Genomic DNA, 20354 nt, shown 5'->3' with positions numbered 1-20354 from the left:
GCATCGGTTCGAGGGTTGTTTTTTCGTCGAGGTTACTCGCACATGTCGTCCGGCCTGCTGGCATTTGTTTCCGCCTTTGTAGCAAGCGTAGTTGCCGCTCCCTTGATTGCACGTCTCGCCAGACGCTGGGGCGTGGTTGATGCGCCGGATGGTCACCGCAAACTGCATAGCCGTCCTATCCCTCTAACTGGCGGCCCAACACTGCTGGTATCCTTGGGAATCGGATTGGCAGTGACTCTTGGTTTCTTCCCCGATCTGCTGAAAAGCACGGCCCACGACCTGAAATTCCTGACGGCCATGTTTGTGGCTGGTGGCGTCATTGTCACGCTGGGAATCATTGACGACCGATACGGCATGCGAGGTCGGCAGAAACTGGCTGGCCAGATCATTGCCGCCCTAGTCCTGCTGCCATCAGGAATTGTCGTTCATAAGGTCAGCCTGTTCGGTTACACGCTTTCTTTCGGCGACCTGGCTCCCATCGTCACGATGTTGTGGCTGGTCGGAGCGATAAATGCTCTGAACCTGATCGACGGTGTCGACGGCCTCGCGAGTACTACCGGAATTGTACTGAGCTTATCCATCGCAGCCGTGACATTCATTGTGGGTGGCCGCCCTGACGGGCTGATGGTATCCATGCTTCTTGCTGGAGCGTTGTCCGGGTTTTTGGTCTACAACTTTCCACCAGCCCGTATGTTCTTGGGAGATTCCGGCAGCATGCTCATTGGGCTGGTGCTGGGCGCTGTCGCGTTAAAATGTTCCATCAAACAGTACGCGGCCGTTACTTTAGTCATGCCGACGGCTATCTGGGCCATACCGCTGTTTGACGTGTCGATGGCGATTGTGCGACGAAAACTGACCGGCCGTAGCATCTACGACACAGATCGCGGGCACTTGCACCATTGCCTCGAACGAAAAGGCCTTGCCGGTGCGAAGTTACTGGCGATGACGACCGGGCTATGTGCTCTCACAGGGCTGGGTGCTGTTGCCGCTTCTGTTTTCCACAACGAAATGATCGCAATTGTGGGTGTCGCAACGGCGTTGTCGATTTTGATTTTGACACGCTCTTTCGGACACACCGAGATGAGCCTTCTGACAAAACGCGTCCGACGGCTGACCGGATCCATGCTGCACCGCTCGCCGCCCGTGCAGTCCGTTCTGCATGACGAAAAGATTCAGTTAAACGGTGATCACAATTGGCAGCAGTTGTGGGAGACTCTGACGGATTTTGCAGAACGCTTTGAAATGGACAAAGTGGAATTGATGGTCAACCTGCCTCAAATCGGTGAGGAGTACCATGCAAGCTGGAAGCGTAAAACCAATACCGCGTCCCACGAAGAATGGAAGTCCGACATTCCGCTGATCGTGCAGGGCATGCGAGTGGGTTACATTCGCGTAGCCGGAGCGGTTGGTGAAGGCTCGATCTGCAAATGGATGAGCGACCTGATTGGCGGCCTGCAGTCGTTTGAAAACGAACTGCTGAGCTTAATCGGTGATTTGCGCCGTCAAAAAATGGGAATTCCTGCCGCAGAATCAGCACCATCGGACGGTTCCGATGTCCCATCACGCACGGACGCTGAACAGTTTGCGACGACCTAGCCATTTCGAGGTATCCTTCTAACGAGTATACCTATCGGAACGTGAATCAGACGGTCCACTGGTCACCCTAAAGCTGACAGCATCGGTGAGATCCATGAAAACGTTCGGGGCACTTTTAGGAGTTTGCGCCGCGTGCATTGCGGCCGTAACCGTGGTAGCCGTCCCCTGGCTTTTGGGCGGCGTCGTTCCACTGGCTCGCGTCATTCTGCTAACAGGCGCGGTGCTCGCCGGGGTGCTGTCAGTTCTGGCTCAACTGTGTTCCGGGAAGACTCCTCAGTCACTCCCGATTGTCATGGTTCCGCTTGCGGCACTCGCACTACTTGGCATGTGGCAGTTGCGGCCCGCCAATCAGGATCCGGCAGCCAACCTGCAACACACACTGACGCAAACGCCGGCCGACATGGTAATCAATGCCAACCCGGCGGCGTCGTTTATCCCGGCCGACACTCGTTCGATGGCCGCCACGCTGTTGGGCACGGCCATTCTATCGCTTGTGGTCTTCAACCATGTTCGTACCCGCCGATCGCTAATATTGGCGAGTGCGCTGATTGCAGTGAATGCGATTACGCTCACGGTAATCGGATTCACGCAATTGTTTCACGGGAGCCGGTTCTCGTTAAATGAATTTTGGACACTCAGCCGAGGCGCACCGTTCGCAACGTTCGTGAACCCGAATAACGCTGCTGGCTGGCTGTGTCTGAGCTTTTCGATCGTTACGGGTTGGCTTGCGTTTCAGCTGAAGGCGGCATCCACAGATGACCGTCAGCGAATTGGCAAGCTGAAGATTCCTTTGTGGGAGCGATGTTGGCAGCGATCGATTCAGTTTCTAGCCGACCTCAACATCTGGCAGGTGTTGGCCTTCGTCGCCGTCGCGTTTCTGGGCGCGGGCGTCGCGGCGACTCGGTCACGTGGCGGAATACTGGCACTGGTCATCGGCAGCGTGCTGACGTTAGTAGCTCACTCTTCCATCAAAAGGCTGCCGCTGGTTGCGCTGGTGTTGGCCGTCGGGGGAGCAGGAATTTACGGCCTGCTGAACTCCCTGGAAATGGACGAAAGCGTGCTCGCCGAAATGCGAACGCTGGAGGATCTTGACGAAGCAGCGGGGAGTCGGCCGCAGCATTGGCTGGATTCGCTCCAGGCCGTTCGAGATGCACCACTCACAGGTACGGGACTGGGCAGCTACCGATCGGCCACGCTGCCATATCAGACACAGCCTACAAATATGTGGTTTCAGAACGCAGACAACTACTTCGTCGATGTGATTGTTGAAGGTGGCCTGGTGGGCTTCCTGCTTTTCCTGTCGATTGGAGCCTGCGCTTTGATCACTGGAGTCGCCGGGTGGAGACAAAGTCGCAAACGAATGGCTCCGTCCGCTAACGATGCGCCTCGAATTTCGCGGCGACTGACTTCCGCCGCTGGCACAACCGTCGTACTGGCGACCCTTACACAAACCGTATCCGGCCTGTTCGATTTCGGAATCGGCATGCCCGCAGCGATTGTGCTGTTTATTGTTATCGTGTCTGCTGCGGCGGGACTGTTCGATGCCGCTGAACCATCGGCGCGAGTGATGAGATCCGGATCCATTGTGTGTGGTCGGCCTGTCGTGATCGCGGTGCAACTGTGTCTTGTATGCGCCACGGCCGCGTTTATTCCTGATCAAAAGGCCGCAGCCGAGATCGACCCACTTATTGTCAGCGGAAAAAAGCTGCTGGTCCGACCTGTGACTACCGAAAAACTGGACGCTGTTCCTGCAAACCGCAAGCTTCTGACGGCCACCATGCGTTTGAGGCCTGACGACCCGGAGGGTTGGCGCATGTTGTGGAAGCTTGCCAGCGCTGAATTTCGTTGGAATGTTCTATTGAAAGGGCAGGGCGATGCCATTCGTGACGCCAAACAGTTTGACACTCAATGGCGAAAAACGTCCATTTTCTGGCTCGCCAACGAACTGGCAAAGACCGCTGCTCAGGATCCGGCAGCAGCGAAGCAGACTCGAATTCAGCTTCGCCCAATTCTGCTGGACGCGGGTCTTCCGGTGATCTTGCGCAGTCTGCAGCAACGGTTTCCGATCATGCCCAACGTTGCCGCAGCGAGAGCCGAATTGGCGGTGCTTGTTGGAGATGATGTGCTGTTTGAGCAGCAGGTGGCCCAGGCCAGGTTCGTTGAACCGTCTAACCCGGACGTCACATTTCGCCTGGGGCAACTGGCGTTGAATCAGGGAAAACACGAACTAGCTGTGCAACTGTGGCAGACCTGCGTGCTGCAATCGAACCGATATCGCGGTGTCATCTTAATCCAAGCTCGAACGCATTGGTCCGAAGACGAAGCGATGACGATGTTCGGGCCGAATACCTACGCCGAATCCGTGCTGTCCGCTCGAACCTGCAACGATTCCAAACTGAGGGCCAAACTATTCGACCGAGCCGAATCCCTCTGGCCCAGCGTCGAGGATGCCAGCATTGACGAAATCGCCTCACTGCGAGCCGTCCATTTGTCAGCAACCAAACGCCCGGACGAAGCGATTGAATGGCTGGAAGGCTTCGTAAAACAGTCGGCAAACAGTGACAGAATCGAAATCCGAAAGCAGCTAGCTCAATTGCAACAGCAGCAATCGAAATTCGCAGACGCATTGCAGCAATGGCGAGCCGTCCTGTATCTGGATCCCAATGATGCCCAGGCTCGCGCAGCGATCACGAAGCTTCAATCGATGAAATCGCCTGAATAAGTGCGCCGAAAGATTGCTGCGTGTTGCTACGCGGTCCGGAGCAACCGACCTTAATGACGGCGCCTCCGTGGTCGCATTTCCGCTGCCTACTTTACTGCGAGCATGCAGCCTTGCGGTCATTTTCCCGCTGGCACCAGTGGCGTTATCTTCGCATCCAGTTCAGCCGCATTGGCAACAGCATCTGCCAGCGGCAGCCCCTCTTTCACGCCCGGTCGCTTGTGGCCAATGTGAGACAGCCATGCGGCGTGGAGTACTCGTTCGCGTTGTTGCACCAGCTTCTGTAACTCAGGCGATGGTTCCTTCCACGAATCCAGGCCCCAGGCATTCAATATTGCCTTTGCCATCACACGGTGTCCTCGCGCATCCATGTGGACGCCATCATTAGCCATCGAAAAACCGGGGTCCCGCTCCCGCTGCTCCTTCAGAAAGTCTGAAATCGGTTGATGGACGTTGACGACCATGTCAGCACCGGCGTCGTTTTGCATGACCCATTCCGCGTATCGCTGAATGACGTCGTCATAGTTTTCGTAGATCGCAAACCACGCATACTTTTCGGCCCCCGCGGGAAGCAGCTTGCCTTCCTTGCCCTTCAGCGGACTAGGATCGAATGGCGGTGGCGTCATCAGAACAATCTTCGCGCCACTCGTATGCACTTTGTTTACGAGTTTGCGAACGCCTGCCTTGTAAGCCGCAAAACGCTCTTCGCTAAACGGGTAATAAATCCCGTCATTCATACCGTAGCAGGCGACCACGACGTCGGGCCTGGCCTTGTCAAGGGCTCGGTCAAGACGTTCATGTACGTCCGGTCGCGGAAACGGGTGGTCCGGTTCGGACAGTCCGCTACAGGTTTCGCTGGACAACCCGATATTGATGATCTCAGGCAGCGGCGAAATAACCTGAAGACGAAGCTGAGTTTCAATGTCGGAAACATAGTGCCCCGCGTTGGTGATGGAATCACCAAGAAACAAGACACGTTTCGCCTTCAAAGGAAATGCGTCGTCGCCCAGCGCATGGCTGAAAGCAAAGCAGATCACCAGCAGCGCAAGGCACATATATTTTTTCATCATCATGGATTCCCGAATATCAACAAGATGGATCTGAAGGAACTTTTCCCAGCAATCGCCCCCGCACAAAATACCGCGATCCGACAGCGCACAAGTAGTCCGCCAGGAGCCGCAATCAAATCATGCGCGGTCGTGTCACTATATCAAAACCAGCCATGCTTGCACTCAGGCAAGCTCTTTCCGGCAGCCTCGCATGTCCTCCGAAACAGCGTGCGTTCACTTGAACCTGTTGCATTTCACGCGAGCAGTGAACGGTTCAGAACAACTCGCTCTCGCTGCTCACGATGCTATCGAAACCGCGTCTTTGATAGCGCGGACCTTTTCTGCGCAGGTGATTCGGCGTTGCGTTCCGAAACAGATCTCTCCCTGAGATTGCTCGTCCGTCGCGAGACCGCTGGCGCTCGCATGGATTTCCTGCACGCCGGTTTGCTCGACCACTTGCCGAGCGTTCTCAGCAGTGACACCTGCACCAGCCATCACCGTCAGCGAAGAGGCTTGATCAGTCAATTCGCGAATCAGTCCCGCGCCCGCCAACGCCGTGGACTGTTGTCCTGACGTGAGCACTCGATTGATGCCAAGAGACTCCAGTTGGTGCAGTGCTGCGAGCGGATCCGGGATGAGGTCGAACGCTCGGTGGAATGTCGTTTCCAGATTTTCTGCCGCGTCGAGCAATCGTTGACAGGCTTGGTGATCGATCGTTCGCTGGACCGTCAAAACTCCGAAAACAATCCCCTGAACGCCGATGGATTTGGCAACTTCAATATCCCCCAGCATCGTCTCAATGTGATCGTTGTCGTAGACAAATCCACCGTCGTGCGGACGGATCATCATCATGACAGGCATCTGCAGATCGGCGACGCATTGTTCGACCAGGCCAAAACTCGGCGTCGTTCCACCGATGGCGAGTGCGCTGCAAACTTCCAGCCGATCCGCGCCACCAGCCTTCGCGGCGGCCGCAGACGCGAAGGAATCAATACAGACTTCGATGAGAACTGGCACTGCGATATTCTTCCAGATTATTCAGGTTCACAGGCTACTTCGCGGGCAGGCGACTCGGTGCCTTCACCATGCGATTTCCACTTTGCTTGTCGTGAACAGCGTAGTCGAAGTCAGGTTGAATGCAGTAGCCGCCCACCTGGCCGAGTTTGTTGATCGCAATAAAGCCAACCTGAAATTCTCTCCAGTCGGGGTTCTTCTCGATGACACGCTCCGTCGCCAGGCGGCAGGCGTCCTGTGGCGAGTTCCCCTGCCGCATGAGTTCCACGACAAGGAAGCTGCCGACGGCTCGAATCACCGCTTCGCCAACACCCGTCGCGCTGGCAGCGCCGACTTCGTTGTCAACATAAAGCCCCGCGCCGATGATCGGTGAATCGCCAACTCGGCCCGGCAACTTCCAGGCGAGCCCACTGGTTGTGCAGGCACCAGATAAGTTGCCGGCCGCGTCGATCGCAACCAAACCGATCGTGTCATGGTTTTCGATGTTGATCTCTCGGTGCTTGATGGCATCCGGGTGCTCGGATTTCCATTTCTTCCACTCGTCCGTCGCACTGGGTGTGAGCAGTTTCTTTTCTTTCATCCCATTGGCCAGTGCGAATTGTTTTGCCCCCTCGCCCACCATCATGACGTGCGGAGTCTTTTCCATCACCATGCGAGCGACCGAGATCGGATGCTCAATGTCTTTCAGGTACGCAACTGATCCGCAGTCACCATTTCCACCCATGATGCACGCGTCCAGAGTTACCTCGCCCGATGCGTCGGGGAGTCCACCCACACCAACGCTCGACACGTTCGGGTCCGACTCGCTCACGCAAACTCCTGCCTCGACAGCGTCAAGTGCTCGACCACCTTTGTAAAGAATCTTCCATGCAGCTTCATTGGCGGCGAGGCCGTGTCGCCATGTGGATATCACAACGGGGCGATTCATGGCTTGTTTCTGTTCAGCCAAAGTACTCATTCCTCCGGAAGCGACCAAGGCAGTCGTCCCTACGAATTGGCGTCTGGAAATCATTGTTGATCCTTAGCAAGCGGGCACAACAGCGGGCAGTAAAGACGTGCTGACTTCACGGCTTCTCTTCCTGCTTGAGTGTTGCGATGTGAAATTCGGTGGGGGTCTTGTACTTCGCCTCTGATGCACCGGGGTACACGACTTCGCAGTCAACACCGAGTTCCCTGCAGTGTTTCTGAAGGCCGATGCCAAAGTTGGCGCTGTGGGTCGGATCTTTCTGGGCTTCTCCCATGGCAGGAGGCTTACCATAAAACAAGCAAGCAGGCGGATCGTCGCGACTCACAAGTGCATAGGGCGAGTACTCAGCAATCCACGGAAGGATGCTTTCCCGGTCTGCCAGAAACTGGGCGAAGTTCTTTTTCCCGAAGGCGTGTCCCCCGTAGCGGCTATTCGGCGTCCAGGCTTTCATTTGTTCGGGGTCGAGTGTCGTCTGAGGCGCGTTTACAGCGACACACCAAAGCCGCGTGGATTCGCGCGCAATCGGGTCCGAGCTATCTGGATCGGCCAGATCATCATGGTAGGCCAGCCAAAGACTGGAACAAGCGCCCGCAGAACCACCTGCGGCACCGATACGCGTTTTATCGATGTTCCATTCGCCCGCCTTGCTGCGTAGAAACTGCAGGGCTCGGGCCGCATCATGCAGCGGCGCTTTCACTGGTGGCTCAACATCCTGCGAATGCTTCATCAGCCGGTAGTTGATGGCGGCAACGGAGATACCCGCCTGCAACAACGCTGGTACATCGGCGAAACGACTAAGCCGCTCTTTGCTGCCGCCGGTCCAGCCACCGCCATGAATCACCATGACCAGCGGAGTGGGCTTATCGGATGCCGCCTGCCAGAAGTCGAGAACATGCCGCTGGTGCGAGCCGTACGCTACACCGGAATGCGTGGGCGTGGGGACATTAACTCCGTAACCCACAGCCGTTTCGGTCTTTGGCTTCTGAGCCGCCTGCTGCTTCTGAGGAACCTTCTTCTGTTCTAGGTCAGGCTTAATGGGCTTCTTCGGTTTTGCTGACGTTGCGGCCATGATCTTTGCGCTGGCTGCTTCGCTTTGCCGTTGCTTCAGCAGGCTCTTCATCACCGATACCGTTTCTGCGTATTCCGGTTTCTCGGCTACGTTTTCGTTCTCGCCCGGATCCTTCTTAAGGTCATACAGCATTTCCGATTCGCCGCCGTTGTAAGCGGTATAGGTGAATCGGTCGGTGATGATTGCATCACCAGAACGAATGCGACTGTAAACGCCCTCTCGAAATGTTTGTTCGGGATGATCGAAAAGGGTGGCAAAGCTGCGGCCCTGCACGGTTTCCGGAATTCCGATGTCGGCCAGCGAGCAAAGAGTCGGATAGATGTCGCTGGTCTCGACCAGGGCCTCTGTCGCGCCAGCCTTTCTGCCGGGCACTTTGATGATCAATGGCACTCGAGTCGCCAGGTGCATGGTGTTGTGTTTGCCCCAGAAATTGTGTTCGCCCAGATGCCAACCGTGATCGCCCCAGACGACGACAATAGTCTTGCCGTCCAGTTCAAGACGCTGCAACTCGGCCAGCACGTCCCCCACAAGCTTGTCGACATAGCTCACACTGGCCATGTAACCGTGACGCATCAGGCGATGAAAGTCTTCCGAATCGACATCGAAGTCAGCAAGATGGTAAGAGCGAAACTCGCCACTTCCGGCAAGTTCCTTCGGGGCATCCCTGGGACGGTAACGGTTGTCAGCGATGTCGACGTGATCTCTTTGGTAAAGGTCCCAATATCTCTTTGGCGCGTAGAAAGGCATGTGTGGACGAACGAAGCCACAGGCCAGAAAGAATGGCTTGCCTGCCTGCTGAAGACGCCGCAAATCTTTAATGCTCTTTTCAGCAACCAGCCCATCTGCGTACGCATTGTCCGCCACGTCCGGGGCCTCGTAAATCCGCCCGCGTTTCTTACTTGCCGACAGCCTTTCCGTAGTGGCCGGGTCATAACTCTTTAAAGATCCGCCGCCCGGTCGCCAGGCACGTTCACTCCAGCTTTGATCTTCAGAATCGTCACGGAAATGAAAGATCTTGCCGTTGGAAAGCGTTGTGTAGCCCGCCTTCTTAAAGGTCTCCGGCAAAGTCGCCGCACCGGAAGCATCCTTGTCGGCGCGAGTGGTGTAGTTCCGGAAGCGATTTGCTGTCGGCAGAATGCCGGTCATCAGACTGGCACGGGAGGCCCCGCAAACCGGTACCTGGCAATAGGCACGATCAAAACGCATGCCCTGCGCAGCAAGTTCATCCAGATGCGGAGTCCGCACCTGCGGCCCACCATAACACGCCAACTCGGGCCGCAGATCGTCGATGGCAATGAAGAGGACGTTTGGTCTGTCCTGAGCGATTGCGGTCAACGGAATCAATGAAACGGTTAGTACTGCAAAGACAGTTTTCATAGTGAATTCTTTGGAAGAGCGTGGAAGTGAATCGCTGCCTAATTTCCCCACATCGATTTCGGTAGACCAAGTTGCTGAGAACGTCTAACCACCCCCTCCGCATTTGTTATTCGTCGCGGCTATCGAAGGGGCCTCCGTTTTCATTTTCAGATTACAACTGCGAACCGAAAATGGAAGCTCAGGAACCCGATCGACCGTGATTGGCGCCACGGTAAAACCAACCCATATGCCGTTACGGCAAGTACCCTGCATACGGCAGGCGTCACGGGAATGCGGCACTGACTGCAAACTCTTCAATTTGGACTGCGAGCTATACGCCCGGAGGCGCTGACGTCATTGCGAAGCGCCTTCCGTGTTCGAGCGATCCTCGAATACTGATCAGATGGCGTCGATCCAGTGCCGAAAGTCGTCCCAAACTGATTGTGGCACCGAGTTCCATTCAGATACAGCCGTGGGCGCGTTGGGGACGACGTCGGTCACCGATCTGACAAATTCAAACAACTCCCGCTCGGACAACTCAATTCCGGCAAACGTCGTTGTCGGCTGAACCATCTCAACCACGCTGCTGCGCTCCGGCACCGTTAGTTGATCAGACTTCAGAAGCACTGAATTGGCATCTGCTTCCGCCGGGACGGTCACACCAGAAAGAGCATTAATGTTGGCTCGAATCTTTGCTGCGGACAGCGAACTACGACCTTTGGATTGATCGATTTGGGTGTCTGTTCCCGCGAGTTTCACCAGGTGGATCAGAAAGGAATCGCTGGCGTCAAAATCTCCGTCGCCATCAACATCGCTCGCCGCATTCAGTTTGGTGGCGGCAGACCGAATCTGCGTGGCAGTGAGAAGCCCGTTGCCTTTGGACTGTTCAATCTGTAAGCCGGTACCCGAAAGTTGGATCAAGTGGATCAGAAACGAATCATTAGCGTCAAAGTCTCCATCACCATCAAGGTCACCGACAGTGTCCGACTCCTGGACTTTCAACGTAGCGGCTCCCAGAGTGAAGACCTCAAACGTTGCCGCACCAGCGATTTCATCAGGCTGCTGAGTCCAGCCAGTGCCAATGTTCACGGTGTCGTGCCTGTCTCGAAAAACCATCAAGGTGTTGGAATCTCTGCTGAGTTCCAGCACGTCGAGCGCATTCAGTGTCAGCGTGTTTGCGCCGCTGCCGGAAATGTCGATGGCTTCCACGCCAGCGATGGTGCTGCTTTGGCTGTTGTCGATGTCGAATGAGAAAGCGTCGCCATCCAGACGGAGGGTCAGCTTGCCGCCAAAGACAACATAGGTCTCACCGGTGAAGCTCGATCGAATAATCAGATCGTCGAAGCCGTCTCCGTTAATATCCCCCGCACCGCCCACACTGATGTGGGCGAATATGCGAGGAAAGTGGGGAACACTTATCACCGACTCAGCGTTGACCATGATTTCCAATGTCGTACGCAGGCTATTGGCAGTCGCTTCGAGCGTGTACGTCCGAAATGCCCTCAGCTTAACTCTCAGATTGATGATATCATTGATGGCAGAGTCGACCACCGACAGTGAATCCTGTGACCGCCCAGTCGACGTGACGTCTATTTCGCTTAGATTGTGAAAGCGATTCCCACCTATCCCAAATCCGAGGGCAACCGGATTGACGCGGTCGATTGAAAGACTGGCCGTCTGGTTCGCGTTCGGTCCAATCTGAAACTGCAGAGTGTTGTCTGTCACAAACAGTGTCGACGTAACGGCGGTGCCGGTCGTCACAGCGTCGCTGCTGGCAGCAATCTGAATTGACAGCCCTTTCGCCGCTCCGGAATCTACGGTCAGCAGATTGCCTGAACCATTGAACGACGATCCCCCGACTGTGGCGACGATATCTTCACCGTCGTCTCTAAGCACATCGGTTCCAATACCGCTGCTTGACTCAGAAGCCGCAACGTTGGAAATGGCAAAAACCTCTGCATCTTTACCGAAGTCTTCGCTGAACAGACGGGTGACGCCGCCATTGGCAGTATCGATTTCTGCTTTCACACCTGTTTGAGTCGTAAATTCGTTAATGCGATCCACAACCTGGTTCTGTGTCAGCCCCGCAGTTAATGTGAGCTCCACATCATTGACAGTCAGAGTTTCGTCGCCGGCAAGTATGCTATCGCCCTGGGCGGTGCTGGCCGAAACGTGAGCTCGTTCAGCAGCCGTTGTTACAGTCATGAAGTACATTCCGACGGTCGTGTCAGACGTCCCTCTCAGGAACGAAACAGCACTGTTGGTTGAGGTAGCTTCCACACTGGCCGAGCCATCCAGCAGCACCTTTCTACCGAACTGAGTGCTATTCGCAATTCGGTCGATCGCATCCAACGCGTATTCGATTTCCAACTGATTGGCAGCCAATACGTCCTGATGATGCACACCAGTGTCGGCGGAATCGATGGTCAGATTTCGTACCTCGATCAGCAATGACTCAATTGCCTCCACGGCACCTTCCGCGGTTTGCACTAAAGTCACGGCCTTTTCGGAGTTGGCAATCGCTGTCCGAAGCCCCGCGATCTGAACTCGCCGGTTCACGTCGTCAGCGATGCTGATCGCCAATTCCGAATGAACGCCAGTTTTAATAACAGCAAGTTGAGGCCCGCTAATATCAGCTAACGATGATTCAGACAGAGAATTGGTGGCAGACAACAACTGCCGTGGCTCCAGTAGCTGCACAGATGCGGACGTTTCAGCGTGTCGCCACGAAGCACTCATCAGCCGACGCTGGCTACGACGTTCACCGGTCAGACACTTCAGCCAATCCTTTAGCAACATGTGTTTTCACTTTCCGTTGGTCATAGTTTCTATGCGCGAGCAAATCACGACGGGCGCGCATGGTGGGTTGCTGGTCGGGGGCGGAACCCAAGCCGCGCGAAGTGTAAGAATTATCTGTCACTAGCCACACCGCAATTTAACCCCTCGGGGCAGTAGCCATAGCACACCACAGTTTCAGCGGCTGTTAAGTCGATTTCTGCCGGGTTTTGACTGAGCAGCGTTGCGGGGAAACCCGCAAATCGGAGATTATGTTGGATGGCTCACAGGAGTTTCTTGCGCCTCGAACGAAACAGCCGACGAACGACTTGCCCCTTTTCGCGCACGGACTGGCTAATCATGTGTCAGGTCGCGAGCCGGACTAAGCCGCATTCGTTTCGCATTCTTTGACGAACATGGCAAGATCAAGTAACACATCAACAAACAACCGCCGGAATCTCGGTAGGTCCCCACAAAATGTTGCCCCACCATCCATCTCCTCCCCAAGGTGATCCCATGAAGAAACATCACACTCTCGCTTTGATCCTACTGGTCGCGTGCCTTTCTTTCTTCTCCGCCCACCCGGTTGCAGCCGACGAACCGCAGCAGGGCGACGTCAAGAAGATGAATCTTGGAAGCGGCGTCGGACTTGAACTGTGCTTCATACCGCCAGGCAAATTCATGATGGGCAGCACCGCGGAGGAGAAGGCGTGGGCAACCGGTATTGAAGGCGGTGCACAACCGGGAACAATACGCGAACAGTATGAAGGTGAGCCGCGGCCGATGAGCGTCAGCGACGGATTCTGGATGGGCCGGACGGAAATCACCATGGCTCAGTTTCGGCGATTTGTCGAGGACACAGGTTACGTCACCGATGCAGAAAAGGCGGGCGGTGTGACTCAGGTCTTCGATCATGAATGGGATCGCTACTACTACCCTTCCAAAGTCGTACATCCATGGAAGTCCGTGGCAAACAAAAGCTGGCGAGATCCGGGGTTCGGGATCCCAATGAAGGAAGACTACCCCGTGGTCTGCGTGAGCTACCAGGACATGAAAGCGTTCTGTACCTGGCTCACAGACGTCGAACGAAAAGCGGGACGGCTGTCGCCCGAATTGGAATTCCGTCTTCCCACCGAAGCAGAATGGGCCTATGCCTGCCGCGGTGGAAGCCATGAGAGTCACTACTTCTGGTGGGGAAACGATCTGATGGAAGGGAAGGGCAGATTCAACATTTCCGCCGTCGACTTTCTTCCTAATCGAGACACAATCTGGCCGCTGGCAAATGCTCCGTGGAGCGACGGCTATGCCTTCCTGTCGCCGGTTGATCACTATGGCGAAAAGGGACGCAATGGATTCGGCCTGGCAGACATGTGTGGCGGCGTGTGGGAATTCACGCTCGACCATTTTGATCCGGAAGGCGGGCACGAGCGGATACACTTCAAGGACAAGCAGCAACTCTCAGTGTCCAGCCCGGTTTGCCGGGGCGGTAACTACTTTGATGTGCCTGGCAACGCTCGATGCGCGGTTCGACTCGGCATCGCGAGTGTTTCGTATTCTGACTCCCGCGATGGATTTCGAATCTGCCTTGGTGCACCAAAGAAGACCGTGCCCGTTCCTCGAACGGAATAGGCCAACAAGCGTCTGGTTATCAGCGTTGTTGGTAAGGTATACTGATGCCCCACTCCATCCCGCCGCCCTAAAGCCATCCCGCCATCATGCGTGTTCATTCTGCTTTCCTCGCCGCTTTCATGATCACGAGTTCCTCACTTGGGGCTGATGTCGACTACGAACGAGACATCAAGCCACTGCTGCGGGAAAAGTGCGCCGCCTGTCATGGGGCCTTAAAGCAGGAAGCGGGATTGCGTCTGGATGCAGCTAAGCTGATTCACAAAGGAGGCGACAGCGGCGCGGTGATCGACGTCGCGAATGCCGCGAATAGTTTGCTGCTGGACCGTGTGACTGAGGAAGACGCCGATGTGCGAATGCCGCCCGAAGGTGAAGGCGAACGACTAACGCCGGAACAACTTCAACTGGTAACCGACTGGATCAACGCTGGTGCCGATGCGCCTCCGGATGAAGCGATTCCCACTGATCCGGCGGAACATTGGGCGTATCAGTCGCCCGTTCGCCCCGCCGTGCCGTCCGTCGAAAATGCGGAATGGCAGACCAACCCCATTGATGCATTCATCGCCCAGCAGCATCGAAAAGCAAAGGTGACTCCTGCTGGAGTCGCAGATGAGCACGCTCTTGTGCGGCGGTTGTATTTCGACTTAATTGGATTGCCTCCGAACCGCGACCAGGTCGACCAGTTTGTGAACGCGGAATCCGATGACGCGTTCAGCATCCTGGTCGATGAGCTACTGGAAAGTCCGCATCATGGCGAACGGTGGGGACGCCACTGGATGGATGTCTGGCGCTATAGCGACTGGAATGGTTACAAGAACCAGTTGCGGGGAAGCCAGCGACATATCTGGCGTTGGCGCGACTGGATCATTGAATCGATCAATGAAGACAAAGGCTACGACCGAATGGTCATGGAAATGCTGGCCGGAGACGAAATCGCTCCGGATGATCTGGACGTTCTGCGAGCCACCGGGTTTCTGGCTCGCAATTATCACAACAGCAATCGCAACATCTGGCTCGACGCAGCGGTCGAACACACGGCCAAGGCGTTTCTGGGAATGACGGTCAATTGTGCACGGTGCCACGATCACAAGTTCGATCCAATCGCTCAACACGACTACTACGCCATGCGAGCGGTCTTCGAACCGCACAATGTGAGAACCGAACGTATTCCCGGCCAACCCAATTTCGTGACGGACGGAGTGCCGCGAGTTTTTGATGCTGAACCTGAATCGAGTACGTTTCTATTCGTGCGTGGCAACGAAAAACATTTCGACAAGGACTCACCAGTTTCAGCCGCTTTGCCGGCCGTGTTCAATGCACAGCTAAACATCGAGCCCGTCACATTACCACCCGTTGCCGTGTTCCCGGCTTTGTGGCCTCACATCGAAGCCGAAGACATCGGCCGCGCAGAAGCGCAGGTTGCCGCGGCGCAGAAACAACTTGATAAAAGTCGCAGTGAAAACGCCGATGAATCGCGTTCCGTTGTCGCCCGGTTAAGGCTGGAGTCCGCGCAGGCAAAACTGAATTCGCTGCGGGCGAGGTTTGCCGCTGACAAGGCGAAATATGCCAACGACAACTCACAGGCTTCCGCTAACCTGGCCAAAGCGGCGGCGAAAGCAGAACGAACAGCCTCACTGGCGAAAGCGCAGTTTGAACTGGCTGACAAGCAGGCCAAACTGACTGTGGCTGAAGCGAGTGACGAAGCCGATGCGGCAAAGAAGAAGGCCGTCGTCGAAAAAGCCCGGAAGGCCGTCGACGCCGCCAGAAAGCAACTCACAACCGCCGAAACTGCTGCCAAAAAGAAGGACGCGAAATATACGTCCATCGGCAAGGCGTACCCGGCGACCAGCACAGGACGACGGCTCGCCTTGGCCAAGTGGATCGCAGATTCGAAGAATCCTCTGACCGCTCGCGTCGCCGTCAACCATATCTGGCTGCGACATTTCGGCGAGCCGTTAGTTGCCAACACGTTTGATTTTGGCCTGCGGTCGCCTCGCCCTGAACATGCCGATCTGCTCGACTGGCTTGCCGTCGAACTGATGGAACATCAGTGGAGCATGAAGCACATTCACCGACTGATCGTCACGTCTCGCACCTGGCAACTCAAATCTTCTGCCGATGCTTCTCTGGCGACGGCCAACGAAAAGATCGATACGGACAACCGGCTGTACTGGCGAGCCAACGTGCGGCGGCTTGATGCGGAGGTCATCCGAGACAGCGTGCTGCACGTCGCCGGAAGTCTTGACCTGAAACAGGGCGGGGCGGATATCGATTACGCAGACGGCGAAACCATTCCGCGACGAAGCGTGTACTTTCGACACGCCTACGAAAAGCAGATGACAATGCTGGTGCTGTTTGACGCTGCCGGACCGAACGAATGTTACCGTCGCTCCGAAAGCATCATTCCTCAGCAGGCGTTAGCACTCGCGAACAGTACGTTGTCCCTGTCCGAATCTCGCAACCTGGCACGATCACTGTGGGACGAAGCGCAAAATGGTGAGCAGCCAGAAACGTATTTCATTCAACTCGCCTTCAAGCAACTGCTGGCTCGATCACCGACAGACAGCGAAACGATCGCATGTCGCGGTTTTCTAAAACAGCAGGCGACCGTCCTGTCATCGCCGGAGTCCCTGACGAAATTTGAAGGCAAAGAGGTTGCACTGGTTGAAGCGTCCGGCGACCCCGATCTCAGGGCGAAAGAAAATCTGATCCATGTCCTCATGAATCACAACGACTTCGTGACGATTCGATAGTGAAAGATCCAATGAATTCATATCAACCCACACGTCGAACTTTCCTGAACGACCTGGGACTCGGAATCGGCAGCATTGCCGCGGCCAGCATGCTGCAGCAGGACGCTCCGGCAGCCGTACCCGCATCGATGCGGCGATTGGCACCGAAAGCCAAAAGCGTCATCTGGTTGTTCATGATCGGTGGCACCAGCCATATGGAATCCTTCGACCCCAAGCCGGCGCTCACCAAGTACGCCGGGATGACGGTCGACGAAACTCCATTCAAAGGCGTGCTGGAATCGCCGTACCTGGAAAACGAACGAGTCGTCGCGTTCGACCCGAACAATGGCTTCATTCGCAACGAACTATATCCGCTGCAGGTGTCTTATCGCCGCTGGGGAGAAAGCGGCCTGGAAATCAGCGACTGGTGGCCTCACGTCGCACAGCAGGCCGACGATCTCTGTCTGGTGCGGTCCGTCTGGACGGAAGACAGCAATCACGGAGCTCAGCTGCAGTTTCATACCGGGCGTCATCGCATCGATGGCTTCTTCCCGACGATCGGGGCATGGGCGAATTACGGGCTGGGTTCACTGAACGAAAACCTGCCGGAATTCGTCGTCATGGGAACACCTGTCGCAGACTGTTGCGGCGGACAGGAAGCACATCGAGCCAACTATCTCGGCCCGCAATACGATGGTGTGCCACTGAACCTCGATCCAGCAAACCCGCTGCCCTACGCAAAGCCGCCGAAAGGCGTGTACCAGGAAGAGCAGATTGGCGAGTTTGATCTGCTGCGAAAACTGAACGGAATCACAGCCGAGCAATATCCTGATGACGATGCCATTCGAGCAAGAATTCGTTCTTACGAACTGGCGTTTCGAATGCAGATGGCCGTTCCGGACATTGTGCGTTTCGATGACGAAACTCAGGAAACGCAGTCTCAATATGGACTGGATCAGAAAGAGACGAAGCCGTTCGGACAGCAAATGCTGGCAGCGCGCCGCCTGGTCGAACGGGGCGTGCGGTTTGTGCAGGTGTATCACGGCAGCAATGGTGGCGCCGGACAGTGGGACGCTCACAAGGGCTTAAAGTCGAGTCACACCAAGCTGTGCCGACAGGTCGACCAACCAATCGGCGCGTTACTGGCCGATCTGAAGCAACGTGGACTGCTTGACGAAACTCTGGTTGTCTGGGCCAGTGAATTCGGTCGCACACCTGGTTCACAACATGCGAACGGTCGAGACCACCATCCGTATGGTTTCACCGTCTGGATGGCCGGTGGCGGCATCAAAGGAGGCATTGCTCACGGAGCAACTGACGAGATCGGATTCCACGCCGTCGAAGATCGTCACTACGTCACCGACATTCACGCGACGCTGCTGCATCAACTCGGGCTAAATCCCCGCGAGCTGGTGATTCCCGGGCGCAAAAGGCTGGAGAAAGACTTTGGCGAACCGATCCATGACGTGATCGCATAACGAAGGCCCCGATAAGCCTTCGCGAAAAACTCAGCACCATTCCGCGATCGGATGCCCTTCGATTAATCTTACAGGGCGACCGTCCGGCGAGTGCGCAATCAGGTCGGTTCGCAGGCCAAGCTTGTGGTAAATCGTCGCTGCGATGTCGGCAGACAGGTACTCATTGCGGACAGGACGACTGCCTTCATCGTCGGTTGCTCCCAAAACTGATCCACCAGGAACTCCAGCCCACCGCCAAACCGTCGATCCACAGAACTTCCGAGTTGCGCAAACGGCGGCAGTGCGTTCTTAAAACCTTTGTGCCAACTGACCACAGAACCGTACGTGGGGTAGTGTAAAGCGGCATTAAACTTTCGGCCCGACATCACAAACTGATCGGCTATGCCGTGACTGCCCTGCCGTTCTGCGGATTCCAACTGCGGAGTACGGCGAAGCGGTTCAGTTCTTTCGCCATGTTCGGCAGGATGTCCGTGAATTGAATTCCCGGAACCGCCGTGTCAATCACACCGAACTCACCCTTAACACTGGTCGGTGCGTTGGGCTTGGGATCGAACGTGTCGTGATGACTGGTCCCGCCCCGCGTCCACACCAGAATGCAATTCACATCGCTGGTCGAATGCCCCGCCGCGTGACGCCTTCACAATCTCGAAACCGTTGAGGAAGGAGGTTGAACATTTCCGGCTCCACAAAGAAAGACGAGCGAACGACATGGGTGGGCGAAGCTGAAATCTTCAGCAAACATAAATGGTGTGACTGCCATGCAAAGCCGACATCTCAACGAATTTGCACTTTGGCCACCGACGTCCGGCAGGCAGGCTTCGTTGTATCCCATCCGAAGAATCAGATGCAACGGCGCACCAATCACTGAGCGTTTCGCGCAGCCATATAACGCTGTGTTCGTGAATGGGAATGGATGGTGTCCTGCGTTTGCAGGAATCTTCTCGGGCGATTTCCGTGAGCCAGAAGGATGCAGGAGCGAAGAAGAAGTGCACGATTTTGTGTTGTCACGTGGACTGGCTTGGCTCCTCGTTGTCACTTCAGTGTGCACTGCCCCTCGCTGGCGCTTCAGGCTTCGATGGGTTTGGTTACAATTGCAGGGATGGCTGAATCGGGCGACATTCCGATGCGAGAACCGCTGGCGTATTTTCTGACGTGGACGACGTACGGAACGTGGCTGCCTGGTGATCAACGAGGTTGGGTTGAGAAGCCGGGTCGTTTCCGTGAGCCCAATCGAAACATGGAAGTGGCAAATCGCGAACAAATGACGGAGCCCGAGTTCGTTCTGACCAGCCCGCAGCGAGCACTGGTTGAATTGACGATTCGAGATCATTGCAAATTCCGACAATGGTCAATGCACGCGGTCAATTGTAGGACGAATCATGTTCACGTTGTCGTTACTGCAACTGGTTACTCTCCAGACGACGTAATGAAGCAATTCAAGTCCTGGTGTACTCGTCGCCTAAAAGAACACGCATCGAAGCCTGAAGCGCCAGCGAGGGGACCGACGAAGAACCCAGCAAATAGCCTTCCCCTCACGCTCCGACAGAAATTCTGGACGCGAGGCGGCAGTAAGCGAATCATTTTCGATCAGGAAGGAATGGAGAACGCGATCACTTATACGCTGGATGGACAGTGACTTTTTCGTTGAGTGGCGATGGCCATGCCAGTGCGCGCAACCGCCCGCTGAGTTTCCAAGTCCAGAAAAACAATCAAGGCCGGCCGTGTTGCGTTCGCAATCAAAAAAGAGACAGTGACGCAACAGAAAGCACTCACAACAAATCCAAAACTCCAAGCCTGAAGCGCCAGCGAGGGGACTACTGTGTGAGCGGCTGTCCGAACACTTGGGCATAGTCACTAGATATTTTCTGCAGCAGCCGGACTCCCCGGAGTTCGGGCTGAATCGAAAGGATGTGTATTTTGAAGTATTTTGAAGCCTGAAGCGCCAGCAAGGGGCCCCTCGCTGGCGCTTCAGG

General features: G+C 55.7%; 13 protein-coding genes. 6 read left to right on the top strand and 7 right to left on the bottom strand.

Annotation, left to right across the window (positions count from 1 at the left end):
- Positions 1-42: 42 nt before the first annotated feature.
- Together Fuma_RS27935 and Fuma_RS27930 are read left to right on the top strand one after the other, a co-directional pair.
- A complete protein-coding gene (locus Fuma_RS27935) occupies positions 43-1596 on the top strand; it encodes an MraY family glycosyltransferase (RefSeq protein ID WP_158521161.1) in 1554 nt (517 codons plus the stop codon).
- Between the two features lie 94 nt (positions 1597-1690).
- Positions 1691-4318, top strand: a complete 2628-nt coding sequence (locus Fuma_RS27930) for an O-antigen ligase family protein (protein WP_077027010.1) — start codon at positions 1691-1693, stop codon at positions 4316-4318.
- 116 nt (positions 4319-4434) lie between these two features.
- Here the strand turns inward: Fuma_RS27930 and Fuma_RS27925 are convergent, their stop codons facing one another.
- The 5 genes from Fuma_RS27925 to Fuma_RS27905 all read right to left on the bottom strand — a co-directional run bounded on the left by Fuma_RS27925 (position 4435) and on the right by Fuma_RS27905 (position 12569).
- Positions 4435-5388 carry an SGNH/GDSL hydrolase family protein gene (locus Fuma_RS27925; protein ID WP_077027009.1) on the bottom strand — a complete coding sequence of 318 codons (954 nt, stop codon included), beginning with the start codon at positions 5386-5388 and terminating at the stop codon, positions 4435-4437.
- Between the two features lie 273 nt (positions 5389-5661).
- The gene (locus tag Fuma_RS27920) at positions 5662-6381 is read right to left on the bottom strand and encodes a copper homeostasis protein CutC (protein WP_077027008.1); all 720 of its coding nucleotides are present in this window, start codon (positions 6379-6381) and stop codon (positions 5662-5664) included.
- 34 nt (positions 6382-6415) lie between these two features.
- Positions 6416-7390: a glycosylasparaginase gene (locus Fuma_RS27915; protein WP_077027007.1), complete on the bottom strand. Its 975-nt coding sequence runs from the start codon at positions 7388-7390 to the stop codon at positions 6416-6418.
- Positions 7391-7442: 52 nt separating this feature from the next.
- Positions 7443-9791: a sulfatase-like hydrolase/transferase gene (locus tag Fuma_RS27910; protein ID WP_077027006.1), complete on the bottom strand. Its 2349-nt coding sequence runs from the start codon at positions 9789-9791 to the stop codon at positions 7443-7445.
- A 378-nt stretch (positions 9792-10169) separates the two neighbouring features.
- Positions 10170-12569 carry a flagellin N-terminal helical domain-containing protein gene (locus Fuma_RS27905; protein ID WP_077027005.1) on the bottom strand — a complete coding sequence of 800 codons (2400 nt, stop codon included), beginning with the start codon at positions 12567-12569 and terminating at the stop codon, positions 10170-10172.
- A 492-nt stretch (positions 12570-13061) separates the two neighbouring features.
- Between Fuma_RS27905 and Fuma_RS27900 the strand changes: the two genes are divergently transcribed.
- From Fuma_RS27900 to Fuma_RS27890, 3 genes are all read left to right on the top strand, one after another.
- Positions 13062-14174, top strand: a complete 1113-nt coding sequence (locus tag Fuma_RS27900) for a formylglycine-generating enzyme family protein (protein WP_077027004.1) — start codon at positions 13062-13064, stop codon at positions 14172-14174.
- 86 nt (positions 14175-14260) lie between these two features.
- Positions 14261-16924: a DUF1549 domain-containing protein gene (locus Fuma_RS27895; RefSeq protein ID WP_077027003.1), complete on the top strand. Its 2664-nt coding sequence runs from the start codon at positions 14261-14263 to the stop codon at positions 16922-16924.
- Between the two features lie 11 nt (positions 16925-16935).
- Positions 16936-18381 (top strand): DUF1501 domain-containing protein, encoded by a 1446-nt coding sequence (locus Fuma_RS27890; RefSeq protein WP_077028598.1) that lies wholly within the window; start codon positions 16936-16938, stop codon positions 18379-18381.
- A gap of 30 nt (positions 18382-18411) precedes the next feature.
- On the opposite strand, the gene Fuma_RS36910 is transcribed toward Fuma_RS27890, so the two are convergent.
- Positions 18412-18585, bottom strand: coding sequence for a DUF1501 domain-containing protein (locus Fuma_RS36910; RefSeq protein ID WP_218922317.1), 174 nt, complete (start codon positions 18583-18585; stop codon positions 18412-18414).
- A 175-nt stretch (positions 18586-18760) separates the two neighbouring features.
- Complete coding sequence (locus tag Fuma_RS36030; RefSeq protein ID WP_077027002.1) at positions 18761-18985, bottom strand: DUF1501 domain-containing protein; 225 nt, start codon at positions 18983-18985, stop codon at positions 18761-18763.
- 495 nt (positions 18986-19480) lie between these two features.
- On the opposite strand from Fuma_RS36030, the gene Fuma_RS27870 reads away from it, so the two are divergent.
- Positions 19481-20017, top strand: a complete 537-nt coding sequence (locus Fuma_RS27870; RefSeq protein ID WP_158521160.1) for a transposase — start codon at positions 19481-19483, stop codon at positions 20015-20017.
- The last annotated feature ends 337 nt before the right edge of the window (positions 20018-20354 follow it).

Source organism: Fuerstiella marisgermanici, from assembly GCF_001983935.1.
Lineage (GTDB): Bacteria > Planctomycetota > Planctomycetia > Planctomycetales > Planctomycetaceae > Fuerstiella > Fuerstiella marisgermanici.
Note: the sequence above shows the minus strand (reverse complement) of the source record. Positions and strands in the feature narration are given on the sequence as shown.